The sequence below is a fragment of the Pseudomonas sp. KB-10 genome, assembly GCF_018221585.1.
Taxonomy (GTDB): domain Bacteria; phylum Pseudomonadota; class Gammaproteobacteria; order Pseudomonadales; family Pseudomonadaceae; genus Aquipseudomonas; species Aquipseudomonas yangonensis.
In genome coordinates this window covers 551,688-575,455 of record NZ_QYYB01000001.1, presented here as the reverse complement: position 1 = coordinate 575,455, position 23,768 = coordinate 551,688, and the positions used below count along the sequence as shown (strand labels likewise).

At 63.6% G+C, this 23,768-nt stretch carries 22 protein-coding genes; 13 read left to right on the top strand and 9 right to left on the bottom strand.

Going from position 1 to position 23,768, the window contains the following annotated elements; translation table 11 throughout:
- Both DXK50_RS02560 and DXK50_RS02555 read left to right on the top strand, forming a co-directional pair.
- Positions 1-336, top strand: a complete 336-nt coding sequence (locus DXK50_RS02560) for an enhanced serine sensitivity protein SseB C-terminal domain-containing protein (RefSeq protein WP_024306426.1) — start codon at positions 1-3, stop codon at positions 334-336.
- A gap of 52 nt (positions 337-388) precedes the next feature.
- Complete coding sequence (locus DXK50_RS02555) at positions 389-838, top strand: YaiI/YqxD family protein (RefSeq protein ID WP_212629239.1); 450 nt, start codon at positions 389-391, stop codon at positions 836-838.
- 149 nt (positions 839-987) lie between these two features.
- Here the strand turns inward: DXK50_RS02555 and DXK50_RS02550 are convergent, their stop codons facing one another.
- On the bottom strand, positions 988-1,455 hold the full coding sequence (locus DXK50_RS02550; protein ID WP_212629238.1) for a thioesterase family protein: 468 nt from the start codon (positions 1,453-1,455) through the stop codon (positions 988-990).
- A gap of 198 nt (positions 1,456-1,653) precedes the next feature.
- Positions 1,654-2,313, bottom strand: a complete 660-nt coding sequence (gene elbB, locus DXK50_RS02545) for an isoprenoid biosynthesis glyoxalase ElbB (protein ID WP_161865684.1) — start codon at positions 2,311-2,313, stop codon at positions 1,654-1,656.
- Positions 2,314-2,488: 175 nt separating this feature from the next.
- Between elbB and DXK50_RS02540 the strand changes: the two genes are divergently transcribed.
- Positions 2,489-3,733, top strand: coding sequence for a sterol desaturase family protein (locus DXK50_RS02540; RefSeq protein ID WP_212629237.1), 1,245 nt, complete (start codon positions 2,489-2,491; stop codon positions 3,731-3,733).
- Here DXK50_RS02540 and DXK50_RS02535 read toward each other — a convergent pair.
- Positions 3,701-4,255 (bottom strand): DedA family protein, encoded by a 555-nt coding sequence (locus DXK50_RS02535; RefSeq protein WP_212629236.1) that lies wholly within the window; start codon positions 4,253-4,255, stop codon positions 3,701-3,703. The genes DXK50_RS02540 and DXK50_RS02535 overlap by 33 nt on opposite strands.
- A gap of 193 nt (positions 4,256-4,448) precedes the next feature.
- Between DXK50_RS02535 and hemB the strand changes: the two genes are divergently transcribed.
- Together hemB and ppk1 are read left to right on the top strand one after the other, a co-directional pair.
- Positions 4,449-5,462 carry a porphobilinogen synthase gene (gene hemB / locus DXK50_RS02530; RefSeq protein ID WP_161865686.1) on the top strand — a complete coding sequence of 338 codons (1,014 nt, stop codon included), beginning with the start codon at positions 4,449-4,451 and terminating at the stop codon, positions 5,460-5,462.
- 19 nt (positions 5,463-5,481) lie between these two features.
- Positions 5,482-7,665, top strand: coding sequence for a polyphosphate kinase 1 (gene ppk1 / locus DXK50_RS02525; protein WP_212629235.1), 2,184 nt, complete (start codon positions 5,482-5,484; stop codon positions 7,663-7,665).
- A gap of 404 nt (positions 7,666-8,069) precedes the next feature.
- Here the strand turns inward: ppk1 and DXK50_RS24830 are convergent, their stop codons facing one another.
- Together DXK50_RS24830 and DXK50_RS02520 are read right to left on the bottom strand one after the other, a co-directional pair.
- The gene (locus DXK50_RS24830) at positions 8,070-8,198 is read right to left on the bottom strand and encodes a helix-turn-helix domain-containing protein (protein ID WP_249186597.1); all 129 of its coding nucleotides are present in this window, start codon (positions 8,196-8,198) and stop codon (positions 8,070-8,072) included.
- Between the two features lie 12 nt (positions 8,199-8,210).
- Positions 8,211-9,038 (bottom strand): helix-turn-helix domain-containing protein, encoded by an 828-nt coding sequence (locus DXK50_RS02520; protein WP_249186596.1) that lies wholly within the window; start codon positions 9,036-9,038, stop codon positions 8,211-8,213.
- A 159-nt stretch (positions 9,039-9,197) separates the two neighbouring features.
- On the opposite strand from DXK50_RS02520, the gene DXK50_RS02515 reads away from it, so the two are divergent.
- The 3 genes from DXK50_RS02515 (at position 9,198) to DXK50_RS02505 (ending at position 12,767) form a co-directional block, all read left to right on the top strand.
- The gene (locus DXK50_RS02515) at positions 9,198-11,402 is read left to right on the top strand and encodes a TonB-dependent siderophore receptor (RefSeq protein WP_212629234.1); all 2,205 of its coding nucleotides are present in this window, start codon (positions 9,198-9,200) and stop codon (positions 11,400-11,402) included.
- A gap of 194 nt (positions 11,403-11,596) precedes the next feature.
- Positions 11,597-11,896 carry a DUF2218 domain-containing protein gene (locus tag DXK50_RS02510; RefSeq protein ID WP_212629233.1) on the top strand — a complete coding sequence of 100 codons (300 nt, stop codon included), beginning with the start codon at positions 11,597-11,599 and terminating at the stop codon, positions 11,894-11,896.
- Positions 11,886-12,767: an alpha/beta hydrolase gene (locus tag DXK50_RS02505; RefSeq protein ID WP_212629232.1), complete on the top strand. Its 882-nt coding sequence runs from the start codon at positions 11,886-11,888 to the stop codon at positions 12,765-12,767. Before DXK50_RS02510 ends, DXK50_RS02505 begins: the two co-directional genes overlap by 11 nt.
- A gap of 28 nt (positions 12,768-12,795) precedes the next feature.
- On the opposite strand, the gene ppx is transcribed toward DXK50_RS02505, so the two are convergent.
- Positions 12,796-14,298, bottom strand: a complete 1,503-nt coding sequence (gene ppx / locus DXK50_RS02500) for an exopolyphosphatase (protein WP_212629231.1) — start codon at positions 14,296-14,298, stop codon at positions 12,796-12,798.
- A gap of 244 nt (positions 14,299-14,542) precedes the next feature.
- Between ppx and trxA the strand changes: the two genes are divergently transcribed.
- The 5 genes from trxA (at position 14,543) to DXK50_RS02475 (ending at position 20,613) form a co-directional block, all read left to right on the top strand.
- Complete coding sequence (gene trxA, locus DXK50_RS02495; protein WP_004373332.1) at positions 14,543-14,869, top strand: thioredoxin TrxA; 327 nt, start codon at positions 14,543-14,545, stop codon at positions 14,867-14,869.
- A gap of 232 nt (positions 14,870-15,101) precedes the next feature.
- The gene (gene rho, locus DXK50_RS02490) at positions 15,102-16,361 is read left to right on the top strand and encodes a transcription termination factor Rho (protein ID WP_013713520.1); all 1,260 of its coding nucleotides are present in this window, start codon (positions 15,102-15,104) and stop codon (positions 16,359-16,361) included.
- Between the two features lie 319 nt (positions 16,362-16,680).
- Positions 16,681-18,147 carry a 4-hydroxy-3-polyprenylbenzoate decarboxylase gene (gene ubiD, locus DXK50_RS02485; protein ID WP_212629230.1) on the top strand — a complete coding sequence of 489 codons (1,467 nt, stop codon included), beginning with the start codon at positions 16,681-16,683 and terminating at the stop codon, positions 18,145-18,147.
- Positions 18,147-19,112: a CDP-6-deoxy-delta-3,4-glucoseen reductase gene (locus tag DXK50_RS02480; RefSeq protein WP_212629229.1), complete on the top strand. Its 966-nt coding sequence runs from the start codon at positions 18,147-18,149 to the stop codon at positions 19,110-19,112. The genes ubiD and DXK50_RS02480 overlap by 1 nt, the downstream gene beginning before the upstream one ends.
- Before the next feature lie 352 nt (positions 19,113-19,464).
- Entirely contained in the window at positions 19,465-20,613 is a 1,149-nt protein-coding gene (locus tag DXK50_RS02475) for an aldose epimerase family protein (protein WP_212629228.1), read from the top strand.
- Between the two features lie 122 nt (positions 20,614-20,735).
- On the opposite strand, the gene DXK50_RS02470 is transcribed toward DXK50_RS02475, so the two are convergent.
- From DXK50_RS02470 to DXK50_RS02460, 3 genes are read right to left on the bottom strand one after another with little or no spacing between them, the layout of a single operon-like run.
- Positions 20,736-21,734: an ArsA family ATPase gene (locus DXK50_RS02470; protein ID WP_212629227.1), complete on the bottom strand. Its 999-nt coding sequence runs from the start codon at positions 21,732-21,734 to the stop codon at positions 20,736-20,738.
- On the bottom strand, positions 21,725-21,994 hold the full coding sequence (locus DXK50_RS02465; RefSeq protein ID WP_212629226.1) for a cory-CC-star protein: 270 nt from the start codon (positions 21,992-21,994) through the stop codon (positions 21,725-21,727). Before DXK50_RS02465 ends, DXK50_RS02470 begins: the two co-directional genes overlap by 10 nt.
- Positions 21,991-23,673 carry a carbon starvation CstA family protein gene (locus DXK50_RS02460; RefSeq protein WP_161865702.1) on the bottom strand — a complete coding sequence of 561 codons (1,683 nt, stop codon included), beginning with the start codon at positions 23,671-23,673 and terminating at the stop codon, positions 21,991-21,993. The genes DXK50_RS02465 and DXK50_RS02460 overlap by 4 nt, the downstream gene beginning before the upstream one ends.
- Between the last annotated feature and the right edge of the window lie 95 nt (positions 23,674-23,768).

The window sequence follows — 23,768 nt, the reverse complement described above, 5'->3', positions numbered from 1 at the left end:
ATGTCTTCTCCGATCCATTCCACTCATTACGCCGACAGTCCCGATCTGGCGTTGGCCCCTTTGCGTCATCCCACCCTGGAGCAGGCGCTGTCAGCAGCCTGTGCACAACTCGACGTGCGTGAAGCCTTTCTCGCTGCGTTGCGTGACCCGGCCATCGGCCCGCAGCCAAGATTGCTGCTGGCGATTTCCGGTGCCGACCTGCAAGGCCAGCGGCGTTTGGCTGCGCTGGTGGCCGAGCTGCTGCCGGACGAGGTGGAGCTGGATCTGATCGAGTTGGCCGACGACAACCTGTCGCGAGCCGTGCGGGAGCGCTGCGAGCCTTTCTACAATCTCTGAGACGCTCGCCTGCTGGCATACTGGGCGCTGGTTTCTCTGCGGAAGTTGCTGCATGCGCGTATGGATCGACGCCGACGCTTGCCCTCGGGCGGCGCGGGATCAGGTGGTCAAGTTCGCCCTCAAGCGGGGTTTCGAGGTGGTGCTGGTGGCCGGGCAGGCCGTGGCCCGGCCGAATTTCGCCTGCGTGAAACTGATCGTGGTACCCAGCGGGCCGGATGCGGCCGACGATCATCTGGTCGAGTACGCCGTGCCCGGCGAACTGGTGATCTGCAGTGACGTGCCGCTGGCCGACCGCCTGGTGAAGAAGGGCGTCGCTGCGCTCGACCCGCGTGGCCGTGAGTTCGACGAGCGCAACATGGGCGAGCGCCTGGCGGTACGTAACCTGTTCACCGACCTGCGCGAGCAGGGCCAGGTCGGCGGCGGTCAGGCTCCCTATTCGGAGAAGGATCGACAGGCCTTTGCCAATGCGCTGGATCGTATCCTGACGCGCTTGAGTCGCTAGCGGCCCCGGCTAACTAGGCAATGACCGTAGGAGCGAGCTCTGCTCGCGAATTTCCTGAGGCTGGGCGCTTCGCGAGCAGAGCTCGCTCCTACAGAGGCATCCGTTCAGTGCTGTAGCCCGGATGAAATCCGGGGATGACAAACGCTCTGTCAGCCACACAGATAGGTGCCGGTGCCCACGGCCACCAGCACGCCTTCATCGTTGTGCAGCTCCATGCGAATCACCGCCACCTTGTTGCCCGCCCGCAGCGGCATGGCCGTGGCGGTGAAGCGCTGGCCGCGTCCGGGGCGCAGATAGTCGATGCGCAGGTCGATGGTGCCGAGTTTGGACAGCTTGCTCATGCGCTCGGCTGCCGGCAGGTGCTGGTGGTTGGCGAAGGCGCCGATCAGCGCCATGGCGCCGCCACAGACGTCGAGCAGTGAGGAAATCACCCCGCCGTGCAGGATGCCGTGGACGAAGTTGCCGATCAGCTCGGGCTTCATCGGCAGGTGCATGGTCACCTGCTCCTCGCTCAGTTCAGCGATCTCGATGCCGAGAAACTGGTTGAACGGGATGCGCTGGAAGAAGGCAGTCACCGCCTGTTGCAGGTCGGTGTCGAGGGGGAAGGGGGCTGACATGCGTGGTGGCTCCGTCGATCGGTGCCTGTCACGCTGACGCAGCTTGAAGGGTTTGGCCATAGGCAATGCCGGACTGCCTTTGGCAATGTCCGGATCGGCGTGTCGTGTGGCTATTGTAGGAGCGAATTCATTCGCGATGTGCCTGGCATGACGCCAGCCAGCTTCGCGGATGACTCCGCTCCTGCCTCAGGCGCCCTCTCAGTGGTGCGTCAGCTCCAGCACGCGGTCGACCATCTTGTTGATGCCCGATGCCGCCTCGGCGATGGATTTGGCGAGCATGTAGGCGGGGGTGGTCACCAGTTTGCGTTGCTCATCCTCGACGATCTCGCTGACCTCGCACTCATGGTGCTCGGCGCCCATCTGGGTCAGGGCCGCGGCGGTGTCGTGATCGCTGCCGATGGTGCATACCACGCCAGCGCCGAAGATCTTCGCCGCCAGTGCCGGCGCGATGCACATCAGACCGACCGGCTTGCCGGCATCGACGAAGGCCTTGCACGCGGCCAGCACGTCCGGTTGCACCGTGCAGCCGGCGCCATTGGTGGCGAAGTCGGAAAGGTTCTTCGCCACGCCGAAACCGCCGGGCATGATCAGCGCGTCGAACTCGGCGGCGTGCAGCTGTTTGACGTCCTTGATCTGGCCGCGGGCGATACGCGCCGACTCCACCAGCACATTGCGCGTCTCGTCCATCTCGTCGCCGCTGTAGTGATCGACCACGTGCAACTGCGGCACGTTGGGTGCGAAACACTGGACCTCGGCGCCACGCTGGTCGAGGCGCAACAGGGTAATCACGCTTTCATGGATCTCGGCGCCATCGTAGACGCCACAGCCGGACAGAATCACTGCCACTTTCTTGCTCATGCTCGACTCCTGGTGAGGAAAGACGCGACCTTGATGCGGGCGCGGGTGTTACTGATTCTAAGGTTGTCGCCAAATGCCACTCGTGCTGTCACTTGCCGCCGCGAAGCCTGGCGAAGCTGCGCATAGGATGAATATCAGCTCATTCCCGACACAAGTACAACGATATGGCGCGGTCATGAATTACGTTCTCTACGCAGTGCCCTTCTTCTTTCTGCTGATCGGCCTGGAGCTGCTCGCTGACCGCTGGCGCGGCATGCGCACCTATCGCCTGGCCGATGCGCTCAACAGCCTCAGCGCCGGCGTGCTGTCGCAGGCCACCGGTATTCTCACCAAGGTGGTCGGCCTGCTTACCTATGCCTTCGTCTGGGAGCAGCTGGCGCTCTTCGAGCTGTCCGAAGGCAGCCTCTGGGTCTGGGTTTTCGCCTTCGTCTTCTATGACTTCTGCTACTACTGGAACCACCGCCTGGGCCATGAGCGCAATGTGCTCTGGGCCGCGCATGCGGTGCATCACCAGAGCGAGGACTACAACCTCTCCACCGCCTTGCGCCAGACCAGTACCGGTTTCATCTTCGGCTGGATCTTCTACCTGCCGATGGCCGTGGTCGGTGTACCGCCACTGGTGTTCCTCACCGTCGCCGCCCTGAACCTGCTCTATCAGTTCTGGGTGCATACCCGCCACATCCCCAAGCTGGGCTGGTTCGAGTGGCTGTTCATCACACCGTCCAATCACCGCGTGCACCATGCGCAGAATCCTATCTACATGGATCGCAATTACGGCGGTGTGTTCATTGTATGGGACCGGCTTTTTGGCACCTTTCAGGAGGAGCTGGACGAGGAACCGGTGATCTTCGGCGTGACCGTGCCGCTGGCCAGCTGGAATCCGCTGTGGGCCAATCTGCAGGTCTACGCCGGGCTGTGGAGCGATGCCAGGCGCGCCAGCTCCGGGTGGGACCGCCTGCGCATCTGGTTCATGCCCACCGGTTGGCGCCCGGCCGACGTGGCTGCGCGTTATCCGCAGGCCAAGGCGGACCTGAGCAACTTCCGCAAGTTCGAGGTGCCGCTCGGGCGTGGCGCGCAGGTCTACGCGCTGTTGCAGTTCGTCTGCTATCTGCTGGCCGGCGTATGGCTGCTGGCACAGGGTGATGCCCTTTCGATCGGTGCGGTGCTGCTGGCCTGTCTATGGATGGCGCTGGGTCTTTGCAGCATCGGCCTGTGGCTGGAAAACCGCAGCAATGCCTGGCAGATGGAGTGCCTGCGCCTGGTGAGCAACCTGCCGGCGTTCTGGCTGGCCGGTGAACTGGGCATGCTGACGTTGGATGCCAGGGCCTGGACCTGGCTTGTCGCTTACAGCCTGGCCAGCCTGCTCGGCATCTGGCTGGCCCGCGGTTCAGCCGCGCCGGCGCTGACGCCACCGGTTTAGCCAGGCGAGCGCAAGCAGCAGCACCACAGCGGCCAGCAGGATCACCTGATAGTTGCGCAACTCTTCCAGCAAACCCCCCATGGCATTGCCCAGACTGTAGGCCAGCAGGCTGATGCCGCCGGCCCAGACGCCGGCGCCGATGGCGTCGAGCAGCAGGTAGCGGCGCCAGGAATAACCGGACAGGCCGATGGTCAGCGGCATCACCGTGCGCAGGCCGTAGAGGAAGCGAAAACACAGCACCCACAGGTCCGGATAACGCCTGATCAGCGCGCTGGCGCGTTCGCCCAGCGGTTGCCAGCGGGGTTTGCGCGCCAGCAGCGCGCGGCCATGACGACGGCCGAGGTAGTACCACAGCTGATCGCTGGCAAATGTGCCGAGGAAGGCGCACAGCGCCACCCATTCGATTTCCAACACGTTGCGCACGGCCATGTAGGCGGCCAGCAGCAGGGATACCTCACCCTCGAGGAAGGTGCCCAGTACCAGTGCCGGATAGCCAAACTGGCGGATCAGATCTTGGAGCATGCCGTGCGCTCGATGAGGGGGTGCTGAAGACTACTCTGACCGCGAGGAACCCGGAAGGTGGCGCGTCATGCCACAATGTGCGACTGGCTGTGCGACGTGCCGTCGCACGCGGTCATTTGGTTGTCATCATTTGGTCATAATGCCCGCTTATAACCGTCACACTGGCCCGCCCGTGCGGGCTCTGGAGTCTGCCGTGAGCGTTACCCCCGCCAATCGTCTGTTCCCTGCCACCCGTCTGCGTCGCAACCGTCGTGACGACTTTTCCCGTCGTCTGGTGCGAGAGCATCGCCTGAGCGTCGATGACCTGATCCTGCCGGTGTTCGTTCTCGAAGGCGAAAACCGCCGCGAAGCCGTGCCGTCGATGCCGGGCGTCGAGCGTCTGTCCATCGATCTGCTGCTCAAGGAAGCCGAGCACTGGGTCGAGCTGGGCATTCCGGCGCTGGCGCTGTTCCCGGTCACTCCGCTGGAGAAGAAATCCCTCGATGGCGCGGAAGCCTGGAACCCGGACGGCATCGCCCAGCGCGCGATCCGTGCCCTGCGGGCGAAATTTCCCGAGCTCGGGGTGATCAGCGACGTCGCTCTGGACCCCTTCACCACTCACGGTCAGGACGGCATCCTCGACGAGTCCGGCTACGTGCAGAACGACATCACCGTCGATGCGCTGGTCAAGCAGGCGCTGTCGCATGCCGAGGCCGGTGCGCAGGTGGTGGCGCCGTCGGACATGATGGACGGCCGTGTGCAGGCGATTCGCGAGGCGCTGGAGCTGGCCGAGCACGTCAACGTGCGCATCATGGCCTACTCGGCCAAGTATGCCAGCGCCTACTACGGCCCGTTCCGCGATGCGGTGGGCTCGGCGGCCAACCTTGGCAAGGGCAACAAGCTCGGCTATCAGATGGACCCGGCCAACGGCAACGAGGCGCTGCATGAAGTGGCGGCCGATCTGGCCGAAGGCGCCGACATGGTCATGGTCAAGCCCGGCATGCCCTACCTGGACATCCTCTGGCGGGTGAAGGATGCCTACAAGGTGCCGACATTCGTCTATCAGGTCAGTGGCGAGTACGCCATGCACATGGCCGCGATCCAGAATGGCTGGCTCAGCGAGGCGGTCATACTGGAGTCGCTCACCGCCTTCAAACGTGCCGGTGCCGATGGCATCCTCACCTATTTCGCCGTACGGGCGGCAGAACTGCTAAAACAAGGGCGATGACGCCCTCAGGAACTCAGCGATGAACAGCGAAGGACTCAACAGCGAAGTGCTCGACAACAACCCGCCTCAGGCCGAGGTGGTCGCCGAGACGCCAGCGGTGGAAACCCCGCCGCCGGCCCCGATTCCCAGCCTGGATGACAGCAGCCTGTACATCCACCGTGAATTGTCGCAGCTGCAGTTCAATATCCGGGTGCTGGAGCAGGCGCTGGACGAGTCCTATCCGTTGCTCGAACGTCTGAAGTTCCTGCTGATCTTCTCCAGCAACCTCGACGAGTTCTTCGAGATCCGCGTCGCCGGCCTGAAGAAGCAGATCAACTTCGCCCGTGAACAGGCCGGCGCCGATGGCCTGCAGCCGCACCAGGCGCTTGCGCGCATCAGTGAGCTGGTGCACGAGCAGGTCGAGCGGCAGTACGCCATTCTCAACGACACCCTGTTCCCGGCGCTGGCCAAGCACAACATCAACTTCATCCGCCGGCGGTTCTGGACCGCCAAGCTCAAGACCTGGGTGCGCCGTTATTTCCGCGACGAGATCGCGCCGATCATCACCCCCATCGGTCTCGACCCGACGCACCCCTTCCCGCTGCTGGTGAACAAGAGCCTGAACTTCATCGTCGAGCTCGAGGGCATCGATGCCTTCGGCCGCGATTCCGGTCTGGCCATCATCCCGGCGCCGCGCCTGCTGCCGCGGATCATCCGCGTGCCCGAGGAAGTCGGCGGCCCCGGCGACAACTACGTGTTCCTCTCGTCGATGATCCACGCCCACGCCGATGACCTGTTCCAGGGCATGAAGGTCAAGGGCTGCTATCAGTTCCGCCTGACCCGTAATGCCGACCTGTCGGTGGATACCGAGGACGTCGAGGACCTGGCGCGTGCCCTGCGTGGCGAACTGTTCAGCCGTCGCTACGGCGATGCCGTGCGCCTGGAGGTGGTCGACACCTGCCCGAAACACCTGCGTGACCACCTGCTCAAGCAGTTCGGCCTGACCGAGAGCGAGCTGTACCAGGTCAATGGCCCAGTCAACCTGACCCGCCTGTTCAGCATCACCGGCCTGGATAACCATCCGGATCTGCAGTACGCGCCGTTCACCCCTGTGATCCCCAAGCTGCTGCAGAACTCGGAGAACATCTTCAACGTGGTCAGCAAGCAGGACATCCTCCTGCTGCACCCCTTCGAGTCCTTCACGCCCGTGGTCGACCTGCTGCGCCAGGCGGCGAAAGACCCGCACGTGCTGGCGATCAAGCAGACCCTGTATCGCTCCGGGGCCAACTCGGAGATCGTCGACGCGTTGGTGGAAGCGGCGCGAAACGGCAAGGAAGTCACCGCGGTGATCGAACTGCGTGCGCGCTTCGACGAAGAGTCCAACCTGCAACTGGCCAGCCGCCTGCAGGCTGCCGGTGCGGTGGTGATCTACGGCGTGGTGGGCTTCAAGACCCACGCCAAGATGATGCTGATCCTGCGCCGCGAGAACGGCGAGATCGTCCGCTACGCCCACCTCGGCACCGGCAACTACCATGCCGGCAACGCCAAGCTGTACACCGACTACAGCCTGCTCACCGCCGATGTGGCGCTCGGCGAGGACGTGGCCAAGCTGTTCAGCCAGCTGATCGGCATGGGCAAGACCCTGCGCATGAAGAAGCTGCTGCATGCGCCCTTCACCCTGAAGAAGACGCTGCTCGATCTGATCGCCAAGGAGACCGCTGCAGCCGCCGAGGGCAAGCCGGCGCAGATCATCGCCAAGTTCAACTCGCTGACCGATGCCAAGGTCATTCGTGCGCTGTACAAGGCCAGCCAGACCGGGGTGAAGATCGATCTGGTGGTGCGCGGCATGTGCTGCCTGCGTCCGGGCATCGCCGGGGTGTCGCACAATATCCAGGTGCGTTCGATCATCGGCCGCTTCCTCGAACACACGCGGGTGTTCTACTTCCTCAACGGCGGCGACGAGAAGATCTATCTGTCCAGCGCCGACTGGATGGAGCGCAACCTCGACAAGCGTGTAGAAACCTGCTTCCCGGTAGAGGGCAAGAAGCTCATCACCCGGGTGAAGAAGGAGCTGGAAAGCTACCTGACCGACAACACCCAGGCCTGGGTGTTGCAGTCCGACGGTCGCTATGTGCGTCAGCAGCCCACCGGCAACCAGAACCCGCGTAGCGCGCAGTCCGGCTTGTTGGAAAAGCTCACAGCCCCGGTCGTCGTCGCTCGTTAAAAGCGGCTGCTTGCAGCCCTCTGATGACCCTCTCCCGCTTGCGGGAGAGGGTGCCCGAAGGGCGGGAGAGGGCGCAAAAGGCCGCGTGCCATAGTTTTGCTCTGTTTGTTACGCCGATGAGCGCCTGATTGCTGGCGATCAGGCCGGGAGAGGGTTGGGAAGGCCGCGTGCGATAGTTTGGATAACTGCCCCCTGCGCCGTTGAGGGCTTGATCGCTAGCCCTCTCCCCCGGCCCCTCTCCCGCAAGCGGGAGAGGGGAGAAAGCAGCCCGGCCGCATGTTTCGTAGGGTGCGCTGCCCCCTACACCGATGTGCGGCCGCAGCCCCTTACCTCTCCGGGCACAGGGAAAACCGACAGAACCTTGCCCTTCGCCTTTCCCGGATTGCATCCGGGCTACGCCTTCCCTACAACCTTGCCCGCACCTGCTTCGGGCTGATACCGAAGGCGCGCTTGAATGCCGTGGAGAAATTGGCGGCGCTGCTGTAGCCGGCGATCCAGGCGGCCTGTCCGACGCTTACGCCCTGCCGCTCCAACGCCTCGCGTGCCTATTGCAGCTTGCGCTGGCGCTGATACTCGAACAGCGAGGTGCCCTTCGCCGCCTGGAACTGGCGCTGCAGGGTGCTGGCGCAGCAGCCGACCTCATGGGCAATATCTTCCAGTGACCAGCCATCGGCCTCGCCGCTGTGCAGCAGTTCCAGGGTGCGGCGAATGCGCTGGTATTCCTGTGGGCGCAGGTTCGGCGTGGCGTTGAGCGGTTGCCGGGTCAGCAGACTCAGCGCTTCACCGGCGATCTCCAGGGCGCGGCTTTCCAGGTAGAGATTTTCCAGCAGGCGATTGCCGCAGCCAGGGTGCAGCACCTGTTCGGCCAGCGTCAGCAGGCGCGGTGACGGTTGCCAGCGCATCACATTGAGTGGTCTGTAATTACCCTGCAGCAACGTCTTGAGCTGCGCCTGGCCATCGAAGCCGCTGGATTCGAACCACTCCGGCGCCAGGCTCACCGAGACCTTGCGGATGCGCTGGCCGCGGCGCGCGCGACGGGCGAAGAGCATCGGCTCGTTGAGCGCGATGGTCACCCCCTCGCCAGCAGTGCCGGATGCACCGAAGGTGAAGGGCCGGCCGTCGTAGCTGACCTCGCTGCGCCCCTGCAGGAAGAGGATGAAATTCAGGTGCGGGCGCGCTTCGGTCTGGGTGGCGAAGTCCTGCAACTCCTGGCAGTCCGAGCAGTGCAACGACAGGCCGCTGCGCAGCCTGCGCCAGCTCAGGTGCCCCTGGAACAGGCGATCACGCGCGGTCCCGCCATCCAGCAGGCGAATGCGCTCATCGGCCAGGTCTGCCAACTCGGCGGCGCGTACGATGGGGGCGTGGCTGGTCATCGATGACACCTCTGCATGCCTCTGGCGCAAAGAACAAATCCCTGCGCACAAACCTCTTGTTACAAACAGGGTGGCAGACTACGCCTCGCCATTTATTGATGCAAATCATTCGCATTGGATGTTGTGCCGGCATCATGCCGCGCACATCGGGGAGGGGGCATGTACCTGCAAGCGCGTCATCATTCGTTCAAACCCTTGGCCATCGCCATGTTGCTGGCTGCGCCGGCGTTGGCAGCGGCTGCCGAGGAGCCGCTGCAACTGCAATCCACCGAGGTGCTTGGCACCGCGCAGGAGGAGCTCAAACAGGCACTCGGCGTATCGGTGATCACCGCCGAGGATATCCAGAAGGCGCCGCCGGCGAACGACATCGCCGAGATCATCCGCAAGCAGCCGGGCGTCAACCTGACCGGCAACAGCGGATCGGGCGCGCGCGGCAACAATCGCCAGATCGATATCCGCGGCATGGGCCCGGAGAACACCCTGATCCTGATCGATGGCAAGCCGGTGAGTTCGCGCAATGCCGTGCGCTATGGCTGGCGCGGTGACCGTGATACCCGCGGCGATACCAACTGGGTGCCAGCCGAGCAGATCGAGCGCATCGAAGTGCTGCGCGGCCCGGCTGCTGCCCGCTATGGCAGCGGTGCCGCAGGCGGCGTGGTCAACATCATCACCAAGCAGGCCGGCCTGGAGCATCACGGCAACCTCAGCCTCTACGCCAACATGCCGCAGCACAGCGAGGAGGGCGCCACCCGCCGTTTCAACTTCGGCCTCAGCGGTCCGCTGGCGGAGAGCCTTTCCTACCGCGTCTACGGCAACCTGAACAAGACCGACTCGGACGATCAGGACATCAACGAAGGCCGCGCCGTCAGTGCCACCAACGCCGCGCTGGCGGGGCGCGAAGGTGTACGCAACCGCGATATTGATGGCACGCTCAGCTGGCGCCTGGACGAGTCGCAGAGCATCGACCTGCAGGCCGGTTTCAGCCGCCAGGGCAACATCTACACCGGCGACAGCATGAACAACCTCAGCAGCAGTCCGGTGGTCAATGCTGCGCGCGACAGCTGGATCGGCCGTGAAACCAACCGCATGCTGCGCAATACCTACGCCATCACTCACCACGGCGACTGGGACTTCGGCAGCACACTGAACTATCTGCAGTACGAGCGCACGCGCAACAACCGCCTCAAGGAAGGCCTGGCCGGTGGTCCTGAAGGTGCGATCAACGGCAACGAGTTCGGCACCATCGAGCTGGAAAGCCTGACTGCACACAGTGAAGTCAGCCTGCCGCTGTCGGCCCTGTTCGAGCAGGTGCTGACCCTGGGCGCCGAGTGGAACGAGCAGCGCATGGATGACGGCGTCTCCGACCTCGCGCTGATCCAAAACATCGGCTACACGGACGCTTTCAACGGCTCCGTCGCGATGCGCACCGCGTCGCTGTTCATCGAGGACAACATCGAACTGGCGCCCGGCACCATCCTGACCCCGGGGCTGCGTTACGACCACAACAGCGTCAGCGGCAGCAACTGGAGTCCGTCGCTCAACCTGTCCCACCGGCTGGACCAGCACTTCAGCCTCAAGGCCGGTATCGCCCGCGCCTACAAGGTGCCGAATCTGTACCAGAGCAACCCGTCCTACGCGCTGTACAGCAACGGCATCGGCTGCTGGGGCACTGTGGGCGTCGGCTGCTTCATGGTCGGCAACGACCAGCTGGACGCCGAAACCAGCATCAACAAGGAACTGGGCCTGGAATTCGAATCCGGCGATTACCACGCCAGCCTGACCTGGTTCCGCAATGACTACCGCGACAAGGTCGAGGCCGGCCGCACGCCGGTGGCCAATATCACCGCCAGCATCATGGGCGCCAACCGCCGGGTGGACGTGTTCCAGTGGGTCAACATTCCGCGGGCAGTGGTCGAAGGTTTCGAGGGCAACCTGAAGATGCCGCTGGCCGACCGCCTGAGCTGGAACACCAACTTCACCTGGATGCTGCAATCGAAGAACAAGGAGACTGGCGAGCCCTTGTCGATCATCCCCGAGTTCACCGTCAACTCGACGCTCGATTGGCAGGTGAGCGAGCCGCTGTCGTTGCAGACCAGCGTGACCTGGTATGGCCGGCAGACACCCGGCAAATACGACTACAAAGGCAACGAGCTGACTGGCGATGCGCGCCGTGAAATCTCGCCCTATGCCCTGGTCGGTATCGGCGGCAACTATGCCATCGACAAGAACTGGAGCGTCGGTGCCGGCATCAGCAACCTGTTCGACAAGCGCCTGTACCGCGAGGGCAATAGCCGCGAGGCCGGCGCCTACACCTACAACGAACCGGGGCGCACCTTCTACGCCAGCATCAGCACCAGCTTCTGAAACCCTTACCCAATGGTGGATGAAAGCAGCGTCATCCACCCTACGAGTGAAGTACGCGGACGTAGGGTGGACGACGCTTTGCCCGTCCACCGCTTGACGCACCTGAAGGCGGCTGGAAAAAGCGTCAGCCACCCCAGGGTATCTCCAATCCTGATAACAGCGGGTTCACCCGCCACGACCGATGAGCCTTCTGCATGATTAGATTTCAAGGTGCCGCGACCACCGCCTCGGCGTCGCTGTACATGACCAAGCTGTGCAAGCACTTTCGCCACAAGATCGCTGTGGAGTTCGATGAGCGCACCGCCGATGCGCAGTTTCCCTCCGGCCGCTGCCGGATGCGGGCCGAAGCCGATGCGCTGCATTTCGACTGCCAGGCCGAAGACGCCGTGGCTGCCGAGCGCATTCGCTTCGTCCTCGACGATCATCTGGTGCGCTTCGCGCGTAAGGAAGGCCTGGCGATCGTCTGGAGCGAAGAGGCCGGCGATGAGAGCTAGCGTTGCCCTGTTCGTCCTTGCGCTGTGCTCGTCGCTCGCCGTGGCTGCCGAAACCTGGCAGCCGGCGACGCTGGTGCAGGCCGAGATGCGTGACCTGCAGTCGCGGCACACCGGGCGCAGCTATCGGCTGTATCTGTCGAAACCGCAAGGCGAGGCGCCACCGCAGGGTTACCCGGTGGTCTATGTGCTCGATGCCGAGCTGTTCTTCCCGCTGCTGGCGCAACAGGCGCTGATGTATACGCCGCATGCCGCGCGTGATGGGCGGCAAGCGGTGCTGGTGGTTGGCATCGGTTACCCCGGTGCCGTACCTTTCGATCTCGCGGCGCGCGCCGAGGACTACACGCCGCCAGCAGCAAACCTGAGCGACAGCCACGACCGCCTGGGCGGCGCCGAGCGTTTTCTGGATTTCCTCGAGGAAGAGGTCAAACCCCTGGTGGCGTCACGCTACAGGGTCGATGCACGGCGCCAGACCCTGTTCGGCCACTCCTACGGCGGCCTGTTCACGCTCTACACCCTGCTGTCACGGCCACAGGCGTTCCAGCGTTACGTGGCTGCCAGCCCCTCGTTGTGGTGGAACCAGCGCCATGCCTTCGATCTGCTGCAGACGTTCGCCGGCTTGCAGTCACGTCCAGATGTTCGTCTGATGCTCAGCGTCGGCACCGCCGAGCAACCGGCAGCCGATACGCAGCGGCTGAATGAACGACAGCGCCATCTGCTCGAGCGGCGCATGGTCGACAATGCCCGGGAATTTCAGCAGCGCCTCGGCGCGCTGGGCGTAGATGCACAATTGCTACTGACACCCGGCCAGGATCATGCCGGCAACGCCTTCGCCAGCAGTCTGCAGGTGCTGGACTTCGCCTTGCGCCGCTAGGCCTCGGGCCATTTTGCCTGGCGCTGGATCAGCGCACGCTCAGGGTCAGGTCGATGCGCTTGAGCCACTCGGCCTCGGCCTCGAAATCCGCCTGGGTCAGCGGGTTGGCCGCCAGCCAGCCTTCGGGGAAGACGATCTCCAGACTCTCGTCGCCGGCCTTGAACTGCACCTGTGGCATATCCTGCGTACCGCGGATGTGATGGAACAGGATGGCGAAGCGCAGCAGCACGCACAGGCGCATCAGCTTGACGCCTTCCTCGCCGAAGTCGGCGAACTTGTCCTTGGGGATGTTGCGGCGATGGCCGCGTACCAGCAGCGCGAGCATCTGCTGATCCTGGCGCGAGAAGCCGGCCAGGTCCGAGTGCTCGATCAGGTAAGCGCCATGCTTGTGGTACTGGTAGTGAGCGATGTCCAGGCCCACCTCGTGCACCCTGGCGCCCCAGCTCAGCAGTTCGCGGTGCCAGATGTCGGTCAGCCCCCAGTCGCTGGCGACCTTGTCCAGTGCCGACAGCGCCTTGGCCTCGACCCGGGCGGCCTGGTCGGTATCGACATGGTAGCGTTCCATGAACGCCGCCAGGGTACGCTCGCGTACGTCCTCGTGCTGATGACGGCCCATCAGGTCATAGAGCACGCCCTCGCGCAGCGCGCCTTCGGAGTGGCTCATGCGCTGAATCTCGCAGGCATCGAAGATGGCTTCGAGAATTGCCAGACCCGCAGGGAAGATGCTGCGGCGGTCCGGCTTGATGCCATCGAGGTCGATCTTCTCCACCTCGCCGAGTTTGAACAGCTTGCGCTTGAGCCATGCCAGACCTTCGACCGTGACCTCGCCGTTGCCCAGGCCGGCGGCCTTGCTCGCCAGGCCGATGGCCTTGATGGTGCCGGAGGCGCCCACGGCATCCTCCCAGCCGAGACGGCGCAGCCCCTGTTCTATGCCCATCAGTTCCAGACGGGCGGCAGTGTAGGCCTGGGCATATCGCGCCGGGGTGATCTTGCCGTCCTTGAAGTAGCGCTGGGTGAAACTGACGCAGCCCATCTGCAGGCTTTCGCGCAGCAGCGGCTCGAAACGCTGGCCGATGATGAACTCGGTACTGCCGCCACCAATGTCGGCGACCAGGCGCTTGCCGGGGGTATCGGCGATGCTGTGGGAAACGCCGAGGTAGATCAGGCGCGCTTCCTCGCGGCCGGAAATCACCTCGACCTGATGACCGAGAATCTCCTCGGCACGGCGGATGAACACCGCACGGTTGCGCGCTTCACGCAGGGCGTTGGTGCCGACGATGCGCACGGCGCCTTCCGGCAGGCTGTTGGTGAACTGGGCGAAGCGGCGCAGGCAATCCAGGCCGCGCTGCATCGCCTCCTCGCTGAGCTGGCGCTCGTCATCCAGGCCTGCTGCCAGCTGAACCTTGTCGCCGATGCGCTCGAGGATGCGGATTTCGTGATTGTCGGCCTTGGCCAGCACCATATGGAAGCTGTTCGAGCCCAGGTCGATGGCGGCGATCAGGGGAAAACTCTCAGCATGGGCTTGGGGCATGATTGCGGCATCTCGTTCGATTTCCGCGCATCCTGCCACGACTGAGCGCATGAGCCAACGCATACGGATGTCGCACGAAACTGGTCTAGACCTGTGCGCCCTGGTTGCTACATTCGCCACGAAGCCCGATTGAGGCTTATAGTGGCAGCCTATTGAAAGGCTCAATCGTCGGCGCCTTCCGGTACTACCGAAGGCGGGCTATGATGGCGCCACTTTTTTGCTTCCGAATATACGGAGACCCCTCATGAGCGAATTCATCACCAACGTCAGCGACGCCAGCTTCGACCAGGACGTCATCCAGGCTGAGGGTCCGGTTCTGGTCGACTACTGGGCTGAATGGTGCGGTCCGTGCAAGATGATCGCACCGGTGCTCGACGAGATCGCCAAGGACTATCAGGGCAAGCTGAAGATCTGCAAGCTGAACATCGACGAAAACCAGGAAACCCCGCCGAAGTATGGCGTACGTGGTATCCCGACTCTGATGCTGTTCAAGAACGGCAATGTCGAAGCGACCAAGGTCGGCGCCCTGTCCAAGTCGCAACTGGCTGCTTTCCTCGACAGCAACATCTGAACCTCGCCGCATTGGAGAAACCCCGCTATGTTGCGGGGTTTTTTCGTTTTCAGGGCTAGACGCTGTTTTTTCACGGTGTTAAATTCGGCCTCGCTGCATCCCCTATGCAGCTCTCTGCATGCCGTCGCCGATTCATTCCAATACGAATTCGTTCGCGATCCTGTCGCCTTCTCTGCGGCGCGGCTTCTCAAGCTAACAGCTTTCTTCTCCTCTCGATGATCACGTCATTCCTATGAATCTGACCGAACTCAAGCAAAAGCCGATTGCCGAACTGCTGGACATGGCCGAACAGATGGGCCTGGAAAACATGGCCCGTTCGCGCAAGCAGGACATCATCTTCGCCCTGCTGAAAAAGCATGCCAAAAGCGGCGAGGAAATTTCCGGTGACGGCGTGCTGGAGATCCTCCAGGATGGTTTCGGCTTCCTGCGCAGCGCCGACTCCTCCTACCTGGCAGGCCCGGACGACATCTACGTCTCGCCCAGCCAGATCCGCCGTTTCAACCTGCGTACCGGTGACACCATCGTCGGCAAGATCCGTCCGCCGAAGGAAGGCGAGCGTTACTTCGCCCTGCTCAAGGTCGACAGCATCAACTTCGACCGTCCGGAAAACGCCAAGAACAAGATCCTGTTCGAGAACCTCACGCCGCTGTTCCCGAATCAGCGTCTGACCATGGAGGCCGGCAACGGCTCCACCGAGGACATCACCGGTCGCGTGATCGACCTCTGCGCACCGATCGGCAAGGGCCAGCGTGGCCTGATCGTCGCTCCGCCGAAAGCGGGCAAGACCATCATGCTGCAGAACATCGCCTCGAACATCACGCGTAACAACCCGGAAGTGCACCTGATCGTTCTGCTGATCGACGAGCGCCCGGAAGAAGTGACCGAAATGCAGCGCACCGTGCGCGGCGAAGTGGTCGCCTCCACCTTCGACGAGCCGCCGACCCGTCACGTGCAGGTCGCCGAAATGGTCATCGAGAAGGCCAAGCGCCTGGTCGAGCACAAGAAGGACGTGGTCATCTTGCTCGACTCCATCACCCGTCTGGCGCGTGCCTACAACACCGTGATCCCTAGCTCCGGCAAGGTCCTCACCGGTGGTGTCGATGCCCACGCCCTGGAAAAGCCCAAGCGTTTCTTCGGCGCCGCGCGCAACATCGAGGAAGGCGGCAGCCTGACCATCCTCGCCACCGCGCTGATCGAAACCGGCTCGAAGATGGACGAAGTGATCTACGAGGAATTCAAGGGCACCGGCAACATGGAGCTGATCCTGGATCGCCGTGTGGCCGAGAAGCGCACCTTCCCGGCGATCAACATCAACAAGTCCGGCACCCGCCGCGAAGAACTGCTGACCGGTGAGGAAGAGCTGTCGCGCATGTGGATTCTGCGCAAGCTGCTGCACCCGATGGATGAGATCGCGGCCATCGAGTTCCTGATCGACAAGCTGAAAGCGACCAAGACGAACGATGAGTTCTTCCTGTCGATGAAGCGCAAGTAAGACGTTGCGCTGTGCCACAAGGCCGGGAACCCGTAGTGCTGTTCACTTAAGGTTGTACGCGTTTGGCTCCCCTCTCCCATTTATGGGAGAGGGGTTGGGGGAAAGGGCTGAAAACACCGCCTAACGGCCAGTTTTCCCCTCTCCCTAACCCTCTCCCCAAAGGGGCGAGGGACTGATCGCACTTGACCGTTCTAACGTGAACAGCATTCCGGGGAAACCCGGCCTTGTCGTTTCTGCTGGCTTCTCAAGCCTTCTGAAAGCCCGACTTCGGCGCTAAACTTTGCGGCCGACTCCTGCCTGTCCGACACGAGGCTCCTGCATGCAGTATCGCGACCTGCGCGACTTCATCCGTGAACTGGAAAAGCGCGGCGAACTCAAGCGTATCCAGACCCCGGTTTCGCCCATTCTGGAAATGACCGAAATCTGCGACCGCACCCTGCGCAAGGGCGGCCCGGCGCTGCTGTTCGAAAAGCCCACCGGCTTCGACGTGCCGGTACTCGGCAACCTGTTCGGCACGCCCAAGCGCGTGGCCCTGGGGATGGGCGCCGAGGACGTCGCCGAGCTGCGCGAGATCGGCAAGCTGCTGGCCTTTCTCAAGGAGCCGGAGCCGCCCAAGGGCCTCAAGGACGCCTGGAGCAAGCTGCCGATCTTCAAGAAGGTCATTTCCATGGCGCCCAAGGTGGTCAAGGACGCGCCCTGCCATGAAGTGATCGAAGAGGGCGATGACGTCGACCTCGGCAAACTGCCTATTCAGCATTGCTGGCCGGGCGACGTGGCGCCGCTGATCACCTGGGGCCTGACCATCACCAAGGGCCCGAACAAGGAGCGGCAGAACCTCGGCATCTATCGCCAGCAGGTGATCGGCCGCAACAAGGTGATCATGCGCTGGCTCAGCCATCGCGGCGGCGCGCTGGATTACCGCGACTGGTGCCAGAAGCATCCGGACAAGCCCTACCCGGTCTGTGTCGCGCTTGGCGCGGATCCGGCGACCATTCTCGGCGCGGTCACCCCGGTGCCCGATACCCTCTCCGAATACGCCTTCGCCGGCCTCTTGCGCGGTCATCGCACCGAGCTGATCAAGGCGATTGGCAGCGATCTGCAGGTGCCGGCCAGCGCCGAGATCGTGCTCGAGGGCGTGATCCATCCGGGCGAGACCGCGCCGGAAGGCCCCTACGGCGACCACACCGGCTACTACAACGAGGTCGACACCTTCCCGGTATTCACCGTCGAGCGCATCACCCGCCGCCGCGACCCGATCTATCACAGCACCTACACCGGCCGCCCGCCGGATGAACCGGCAATCCTCGGCGTGGCGCTGAACGAGGTGTTCGTGCCGATCCTGCAGAAGCAGTTCCCCGAGATCACCGACTTCTACCTGCCGCCGGAAGGCTGCTCCTACCGCATGGCGGTGGTGACCATGAAGAAGCAGTACCCAGGCCACGCCAAGCGCGTAATGCTCGGGGTGTGGTCGTTCCTGCGACAGTTCATGTACACCAAGTTCGTTATCGTCACCGACGACGATATCAACGCACGGGACTGGAATGACGTGATCTGGGCGATTACCACGCGCATGGACCCCAAACGCGACACGGTGATGATCGACAACACGCCGATCGACTACCTCGACTTCGCTTCGCCGATCTCGGGCCTTGGCTCGAAGATGGGCCTGGACGCCACTCACAAGTGGCCGGGCGAGACCAGCCGCGAATGGGGCCGCGCCATTGAGAAGGATCCGGCCGTGGTGGCGCGCGTCGACGCGCTGTGGAGCGAGCTGGGAATCGATTGATGAACGTCACCCTGCAACCCTCCGGCATCACCCTTGCCCTGCAACCGGGCGAGCGCATCCTCGATGGCGCCCGCCGCCTCGGCTACGACTGCCCGCAGAGCTGCCGCAATGGCAACTGCCATATCTGCGCCGCCTTGCTGGTGGAAGGGCGCGTGCGGCAGAACGGCGCCGAGCTGGATCATGGCGAGCTGTTCACCTGCCTGGCCGAGCCGCTGGAAGACTGCGTGCTGCACTGGGATGGGGTGCTGGCGCCGGGTGAGCTGCCGGTACGCGAGCTGAGTTGTCAGGTGATCGAGTGCCAGGCGGTGGGTGGTGATGTGTTCCGTGTGCGCCTGCGTACGCCTGCGGGCAAGGCGCCGCGCTACCACGCCGGGCAGTATCTGCTGCTGCAGCGCCCCGATGGCGAGATGGCGGCTTTTTCCCTGGCCTCGGCGCCGCATGCCGGGCGCGAGCTGGAGTTGCATATCCTCGCCCGTGAGGGCAGCAGCATCGCCCTGCTGGAGCATCTGCGCTCGACCGGTATCGCCCGGGTGCAAATGCCCTATGGCGATACCCACCTCGCCGACCTGCCCGATGGCCCGCTGGTGCTGATCGCCGCCGGTACCGGCATGGGCCAGATGCACAGCCTGATCGAGCACTGCCGCGCTGCCGGTTTCGCCCACCCGGTACACCTGTACTGGGGCGCGCGTCGGCCCGAAGATTTCTATGAGCTGCCGCATTGGGCCGAGTGGCAGCAGCTGGACAATCTGCACCTGCACCAGGTGGTCAGCGACCAGTGTGGCTGGCAGGGCCGTTGCGGTCTGCTGCACGAAGCGGTGCGCGAGGATTTCCCCAGCCTCAAGATGCTGCACGTCTATGCCAGCGGCTCACCGGCGATGGTCTACGCCACGCTCGATGCGCTGGTCGAGGCGGGGATGGACGCCCACCAGATGCGCGCCGACGTATTCGCCTACGCGCCGCGCTGAATGGCCGTGATGAGCGGTTCAGGCTGCCAACGCCGCCTCTCGTAAGAGGCCCGCCCCGTGGCGTGGCCTGTGCAGCCTGCGGTCCGGGCGGCCCTTTCGGCCTGTTGCAAACACCGTCAGGGCACGTGCCCGGTGATGTCTGTCCCTTTTTCTCCTCAGCACGACCACACCTAGCAAAGGTTGTCCCGCTCGGGACGAACGGTCTGCGCTGCATTCGCCTTTAACAGCTAACCTGTTTGTTCGGTATCAATTTGTTGCGAACAGGTTGGTTAGTGCGACACCTTCAGGCTGTACCGCCATCCTTCGCATCGGTAGAGCGACTCCCCGCAAAACAATAAAAGGAAGTTCGACTATGACGCACTCTCGTCACCTGCTGTCCGGCCTGGCCCTATCGTTCGCACTTGCCAGCACGGGCACTCACGCTGCGGGACTGACCAGCGAGCAAAAACCATTCGGCAAGACCAATGACGGCACGCCCGTCGAGCAGTATGTGCTGCGCAACAGCCATGGCATGGAGGCCACGGTGATCACCTACGGTGGTGTGTTGCAGTCGTTGAAGGTGCCGGACAAGCACGGCAAATTCGATGACATCGTGCTGGGTTTCGACGACGTGCAGGGCTACCAGGCCGGCACGGCATTCTTCGGCGCGACCATAGGCCGCTTCGGCAATCGTCTGGCGGGTGGGGCTTTCGAGCTCGATGGCAAGCGCTACCAAGTGCCGCTCAACGATGGGCCCAACGCGCTGCACGGCGGTGCCGAGGGCTTCGACAAGCGAGTGTGGGAAGCCAAGCCGGTTCAAGACAAGGACTCGGTGGGCGTCACCCTGACCTACCTGTCGGAAGATGGTGAGATGGGGTTTCCCGGTAACCTGAAAACCGAAGTCACCTACCGCCTCAACGACCACAACGAACTGCACATCGACTATAAGGCCACCACCGACAAGCCCACGGTGATCAATCTCACCAACCACAGCTATTTCAATCTTGCGGGCGCGGGTAATGGCGACATTCTCAACCAGGTCGCAACCTTGCACGCCAGCCATTACACGCCGGTCAACGCCACATTGATCCCCACCGGCGAACTGGCACCGGTGAAAGGCACGCCCATGGACTTCACCCAGCCCACGCCGATTGGCCGGCACATCAGGGATGACCACCCACAGCTCAAATATGCCGAAGCCAAAGAGGGCGGCTTCGACTTCAACTGGGCGCTGGACGGCAAAGGCGACATCAAGCAACTGGCCGCGGAGGTCCACGATCCGGCATCAGGCCGCTGCCTGCAGCTCTACACCACGGAGCCGGGGGTGCAGTTCTATACCAGCAACTTTCTGGATGGCTCGGTAAAGGGCAAGGCCGGCAAAACCTACCTGCACTGGAGCGCCTTCACCCTGGAAACCCAGCATTTCCCGGATGCACCGAACCAGCCGAGCTTCGCCTCTACGCGACTGGACCCAGGGCAGACCTATACGCAGCACACCGTGTTCAAGTTCTCGGCGGATTGAGGACACGACTTCTGCTTTTGTAGCGTCTCAACGGGGGCAGACCGTGCAGCCCACGCCGCAATCAGTCTGCCCTGTTGTCCTTACCTCGTGAGTAACGAGCGTGCTTCAGATCTATGGCGGTTTCAGTCTGATGTGGCCAGCCGTTCGGCAAAAGCCTGGAGTGCCGCCAGCCCCTGCACATCGGCCGCCAGTAGCGGAAGTTGCTGCATCGGCAGATGGCCCAGGGACTGGCGCAACTCGTCCAGGTAGCGCTCCTCCTGTTCCCGGCGCTCGGCGAGAAATGCGCCGGCATCGGCTGGCGAGCGTTTGTTGATCACCAGGCCCGCGACGTTCACCCCACTGCGCTGCAGCTGCTCATGCAGTTCGATGCTCTCCAGCACCGGCAGGCGCTCGGCGGCCAGCACGATGACGAAGGCGCATTGCTGTGCGTCGCCGAGCACCTTGCGCAACTGGCTGAAGCGATGTCGACGACGATCCAGCAGTCGGCGTACCTGGCTGTCGCGATCATCCGGCGAATCGCCTGGCTCGCGGCCCAGCAGCGACTCGCCAAAACCGCGGTCGTCGCCACCCAGGTTGCGCAGCACTGCGCCAAAGCCGGCACTGCGCTCACGGCGACGCATCAGGCCTTCGGTCCAGGCTGACATCATCTCCGGCAGTGCCATCAGGCGTGCGGTATGCCCCGAAGGGGCCGTGTCGAAAACCACCAGGTCATAGCCGTGCAGGCCGCTGTCGACCGTTTCTGCGATGCGCTCGAGCAACGCGGCTTCATGCATGCCCGGTGCATCGCGCGACAGGCTCATGTGCTTGTCCACTTCGCCGGCCAGGTGAGCAGGCATCAGCTTGCGCAGCGCGGCGCCCACCTCGTTCAGGTGCTGTTCGACACTGGCCTGGGGATCGAGCTCCAGGCCGTCAAGGCCCTCTGTCAGCGCCACCGGACGCGGGCCCACCGAGCGGCCCCAGAGGTGACCCAGGTTGTGCGCCGGGTCGGTGGACACCAGCAGCACGCGGCGTCCGCTGCGCGCCTGGGCCAGCGCGGTGGCCGCCGACACCGTGGTCTTGCCCACGCCGCCCTTGCCGCCGATGAACAGCACGCGGCGTTTTTCAGCCAGTTCTAGCAGCATCCGATGTGATCCAGTGGTGAGCGCTCCATGCCCATGCGTCGATGCCAGTCGTGGAAGCGCTCGTACAGCACCGGCATCAGCTCCAGGGTGTAATAGGCCGCGGGGTTGGGCACGCCGAGGTTTTCGCTGAACACCAGCAGCATGAACAGATCGTCCTCGTCGCGCCGGGCACGGGCAAAGGTTCGCCGGTACGGCGCGACGTAGAACTCGCGCAGCCCGGCAGAAACCCGTTGCAGCAACGGCGCCTGGCGCTCGCTCACTCGCGCGCCTCGCCCTGCGCGTCAGCCTCGACCGGGTCGCGACCCTGGCGCATGGCAATGAACGATTCCAGGGTCACCCACAGCGCGGCGATCAAAATCACCACGTCCATGCCCAGCAGCAGCCAGTTTTCGGCGCGGTAGAACTGCCCCATCTGCACCAGCAGGGCGAAGATCGACATTGCCAACAGGAACACCAGCGGCACCAGGGTGTAGATCGCCGGGCGGCCCTTCTTGATCAGGATCACGGTGATGATCGCCAGGGTCAGGCCGGCCAGCAGCTGGTTGGTAGTGCCGAACAGCGGCCAGATGATCATGCCGCCGCTGCCATCGGCGCCGGCGCCGAAGGCCAGGGTCATGCACACGCCTACGGCCAGCAGCGTGCCGAACAGGGTATTGACCTTGATTCCGGCCAGCTCGCCGGCTTCCTGGATGACGAAGCGCTGTAGGCGCAGGCCGGTATCCATGGTGGTACCGGCGAACAGGATGGCCATTACCGCGAGGATGGTCGCGCCCAGATCTGCCGGCAGGCCCAGGCCGTTGGCCAGCAGGCTGCCGCCGCCGGCCACGAAGGCGTTGACGCCGCCGGTGCCGAATGCGGTGTACACCGCCTGCCAGTCCACCAGGGTGGCGAAGCCGGCGGTGCAGCAGATGATCGCTGCCAGCGACAGCATGCCTTCGCCTACGGCGCCGAAGTAGCCGACGAAGCGGGCATCGGTTTCCTTGTCCAGCTGCTTGGAGGTGGTGCCCGAAGCCACCAGGCCATGGAAGCCGGAGATGGCGCCACAGGCGATGGTTACGAACAGCAGCGGCACGATGCTCGGCGTGTTGTCCGGCAGTGCATCGTTGAACGCGGGGGCGACGATCTCCGGCGCGCCGAACAGCACCGCCGTGTACAGCAGGCCAAGACCGACGAACAGTTGCAGACCGTTGATGTAGTCGCGCGGCTGCAGCAGCACCCACACCGGCAGCAGCGAGGCGATGGCTGCGTAGGCGAACAGCAGCAGGATCCAGACCGACTTGGCCGACAGGCCCAGTACGGTTTCCGGCAGAACCACCGGCACTGCGTTACCCAGCAGGATCAGCGCGTAGAGCACCGCCACGCCTATGACCGATGGCCACAGCAGGCCGACCTTGTAGCGATAGATCGCCTGACCGATCAGCAGCGCCACGATGATCGCCCCCCAAACCGGAATCACCGACGTCGGCGTCGACACCAGCAGGTTGGAGATGACCGCGGCAAAGGCGCCGTTGACCATCAGCAGCACCAGGAAGATCACCACCAGGAACAGACTGCGGCCGCGCGCGCCGATCAGCTTCCCGCTGAGCATGCCGATGGATTGGCCGCGATTGCGCGCGCTGGCCCACAGGGCGCCGAAGTCATGTACGCCGGCGAAGAAGATGGTGCCCAAGGTGACCCACAGGAAGGCCGGTACCCAGCCCCAGATCACGGCGATCGCCGGTCCGACGATGGGCGCAGCGCCTGCCACCGAGGTGAAGTGGTGGCCCCACAGCACGAAACGGTTGGTCGGCACGTAGTCGACCCCGTCGCCCATGGTATGGGCCGGCGTGCGGTAGTTGGGATCGAGACGGTAGATCCGCTCGGCGATGAACTTGGAGTAGAACAAGTAGCCCAGCGACATGGCGCTCAGGCCGACAAGCATCAGCAGGATAGAACTCATCGTTGCGTTCCTTCGACTGCGTCCCGCTTCCGGAGCAGGCACGCCAGCCGCGGAATCTGGCCCGCTCGTGACGGCAGGCAGGACGTCGTTTTTTA

What these genes read in the sequence shown, in the direction of transcription:
- DXK50_RS02560 (WP_024306426.1), top strand. Translation starts at nt 1, where the DNA reads ATGTCTTCTCCGATCCATTCCACTCATTACGCCGACAGTCCCGATCTG.
- DXK50_RS02555 (WP_212629239.1), top strand. Translation starts at nt 389, where the DNA reads ATGCGCGTATGGATCGACGCCGACGCTTGCCCTCGGGCGGCGCGGGAT.
- DXK50_RS02550 (WP_212629238.1), bottom strand. Translation starts at nt 1,455, where the DNA reads ATGTCAGCCCCCTTCCCCCTCGACACCGACCTGCAACAGGCGGTGACT.
- elbB (WP_161865684.1), bottom strand. Translation starts at nt 2,313, where the DNA reads ATGAGCAAGAAAGTGGCAGTGATTCTGTCCGGCTGTGGCGTCTACGAT.
- DXK50_RS02540 (WP_212629237.1), top strand. Translation starts at nt 2,489, where the DNA reads ATGAATTACGTTCTCTACGCAGTGCCCTTCTTCTTTCTGCTGATCGGC.
- DXK50_RS02535 (WP_212629236.1), bottom strand. Translation starts at nt 4,255, where the DNA reads ATGCTCCAAGATCTGATCCGCCAGTTTGGCTATCCGGCACTGGTACTG.
- ppk1 (WP_212629235.1), top strand. Translation starts at nt 5,482, where the DNA reads ATGAACAGCGAAGGACTCAACAGCGAAGTGCTCGACAACAACCCGCCT.
- DXK50_RS02520 (WP_249186596.1), bottom strand. Translation starts at nt 9,038, where the DNA reads ATGACCAGCCACGCCCCCATCGTACGCGCCGCCGAGTTGGCAGACCTG.
- DXK50_RS02515 (WP_212629234.1), top strand. Translation starts at nt 9,198, where the DNA reads ATGTACCTGCAAGCGCGTCATCATTCGTTCAAACCCTTGGCCATCGCC.
- DXK50_RS02510 (WP_212629233.1), top strand. Translation starts at nt 11,597, where the DNA reads ATGATTAGATTTCAAGGTGCCGCGACCACCGCCTCGGCGTCGCTGTAC.
- DXK50_RS02505 (WP_212629232.1), top strand. Translation starts at nt 11,886, where the DNA reads ATGAGAGCTAGCGTTGCCCTGTTCGTCCTTGCGCTGTGCTCGTCGCTC.
- ppx (WP_212629231.1), bottom strand. Translation starts at nt 14,298, where the DNA reads ATGCCCCAAGCCCATGCTGAGAGTTTTCCCCTGATCGCCGCCATCGAC.
- trxA (WP_004373332.1), top strand. Translation starts at nt 14,543, where the DNA reads ATGAGCGAATTCATCACCAACGTCAGCGACGCCAGCTTCGACCAGGAC.
- rho (WP_013713520.1), top strand. Translation starts at nt 15,102, where the DNA reads ATGAATCTGACCGAACTCAAGCAAAAGCCGATTGCCGAACTGCTGGAC.
- ubiD (WP_212629230.1), top strand. Translation starts at nt 16,681, where the DNA reads ATGCAGTATCGCGACCTGCGCGACTTCATCCGTGAACTGGAAAAGCGC.
- DXK50_RS02480 (WP_212629229.1), top strand. Translation starts at nt 18,147, where the DNA reads ATGAACGTCACCCTGCAACCCTCCGGCATCACCCTTGCCCTGCAACCG.
- DXK50_RS02475 (WP_212629228.1), top strand. Translation starts at nt 19,465, where the DNA reads ATGACGCACTCTCGTCACCTGCTGTCCGGCCTGGCCCTATCGTTCGCA.
- DXK50_RS02470 (WP_212629227.1), bottom strand. Translation starts at nt 21,734, where the DNA reads ATGCTGCTAGAACTGGCTGAAAAACGCCGCGTGCTGTTCATCGGCGGC.
- DXK50_RS02460 (WP_161865702.1), bottom strand. Translation starts at nt 23,673, where the DNA reads ATGAGTTCTATCCTGCTGATGCTTGTCGGCCTGAGCGCCATGTCGCTG.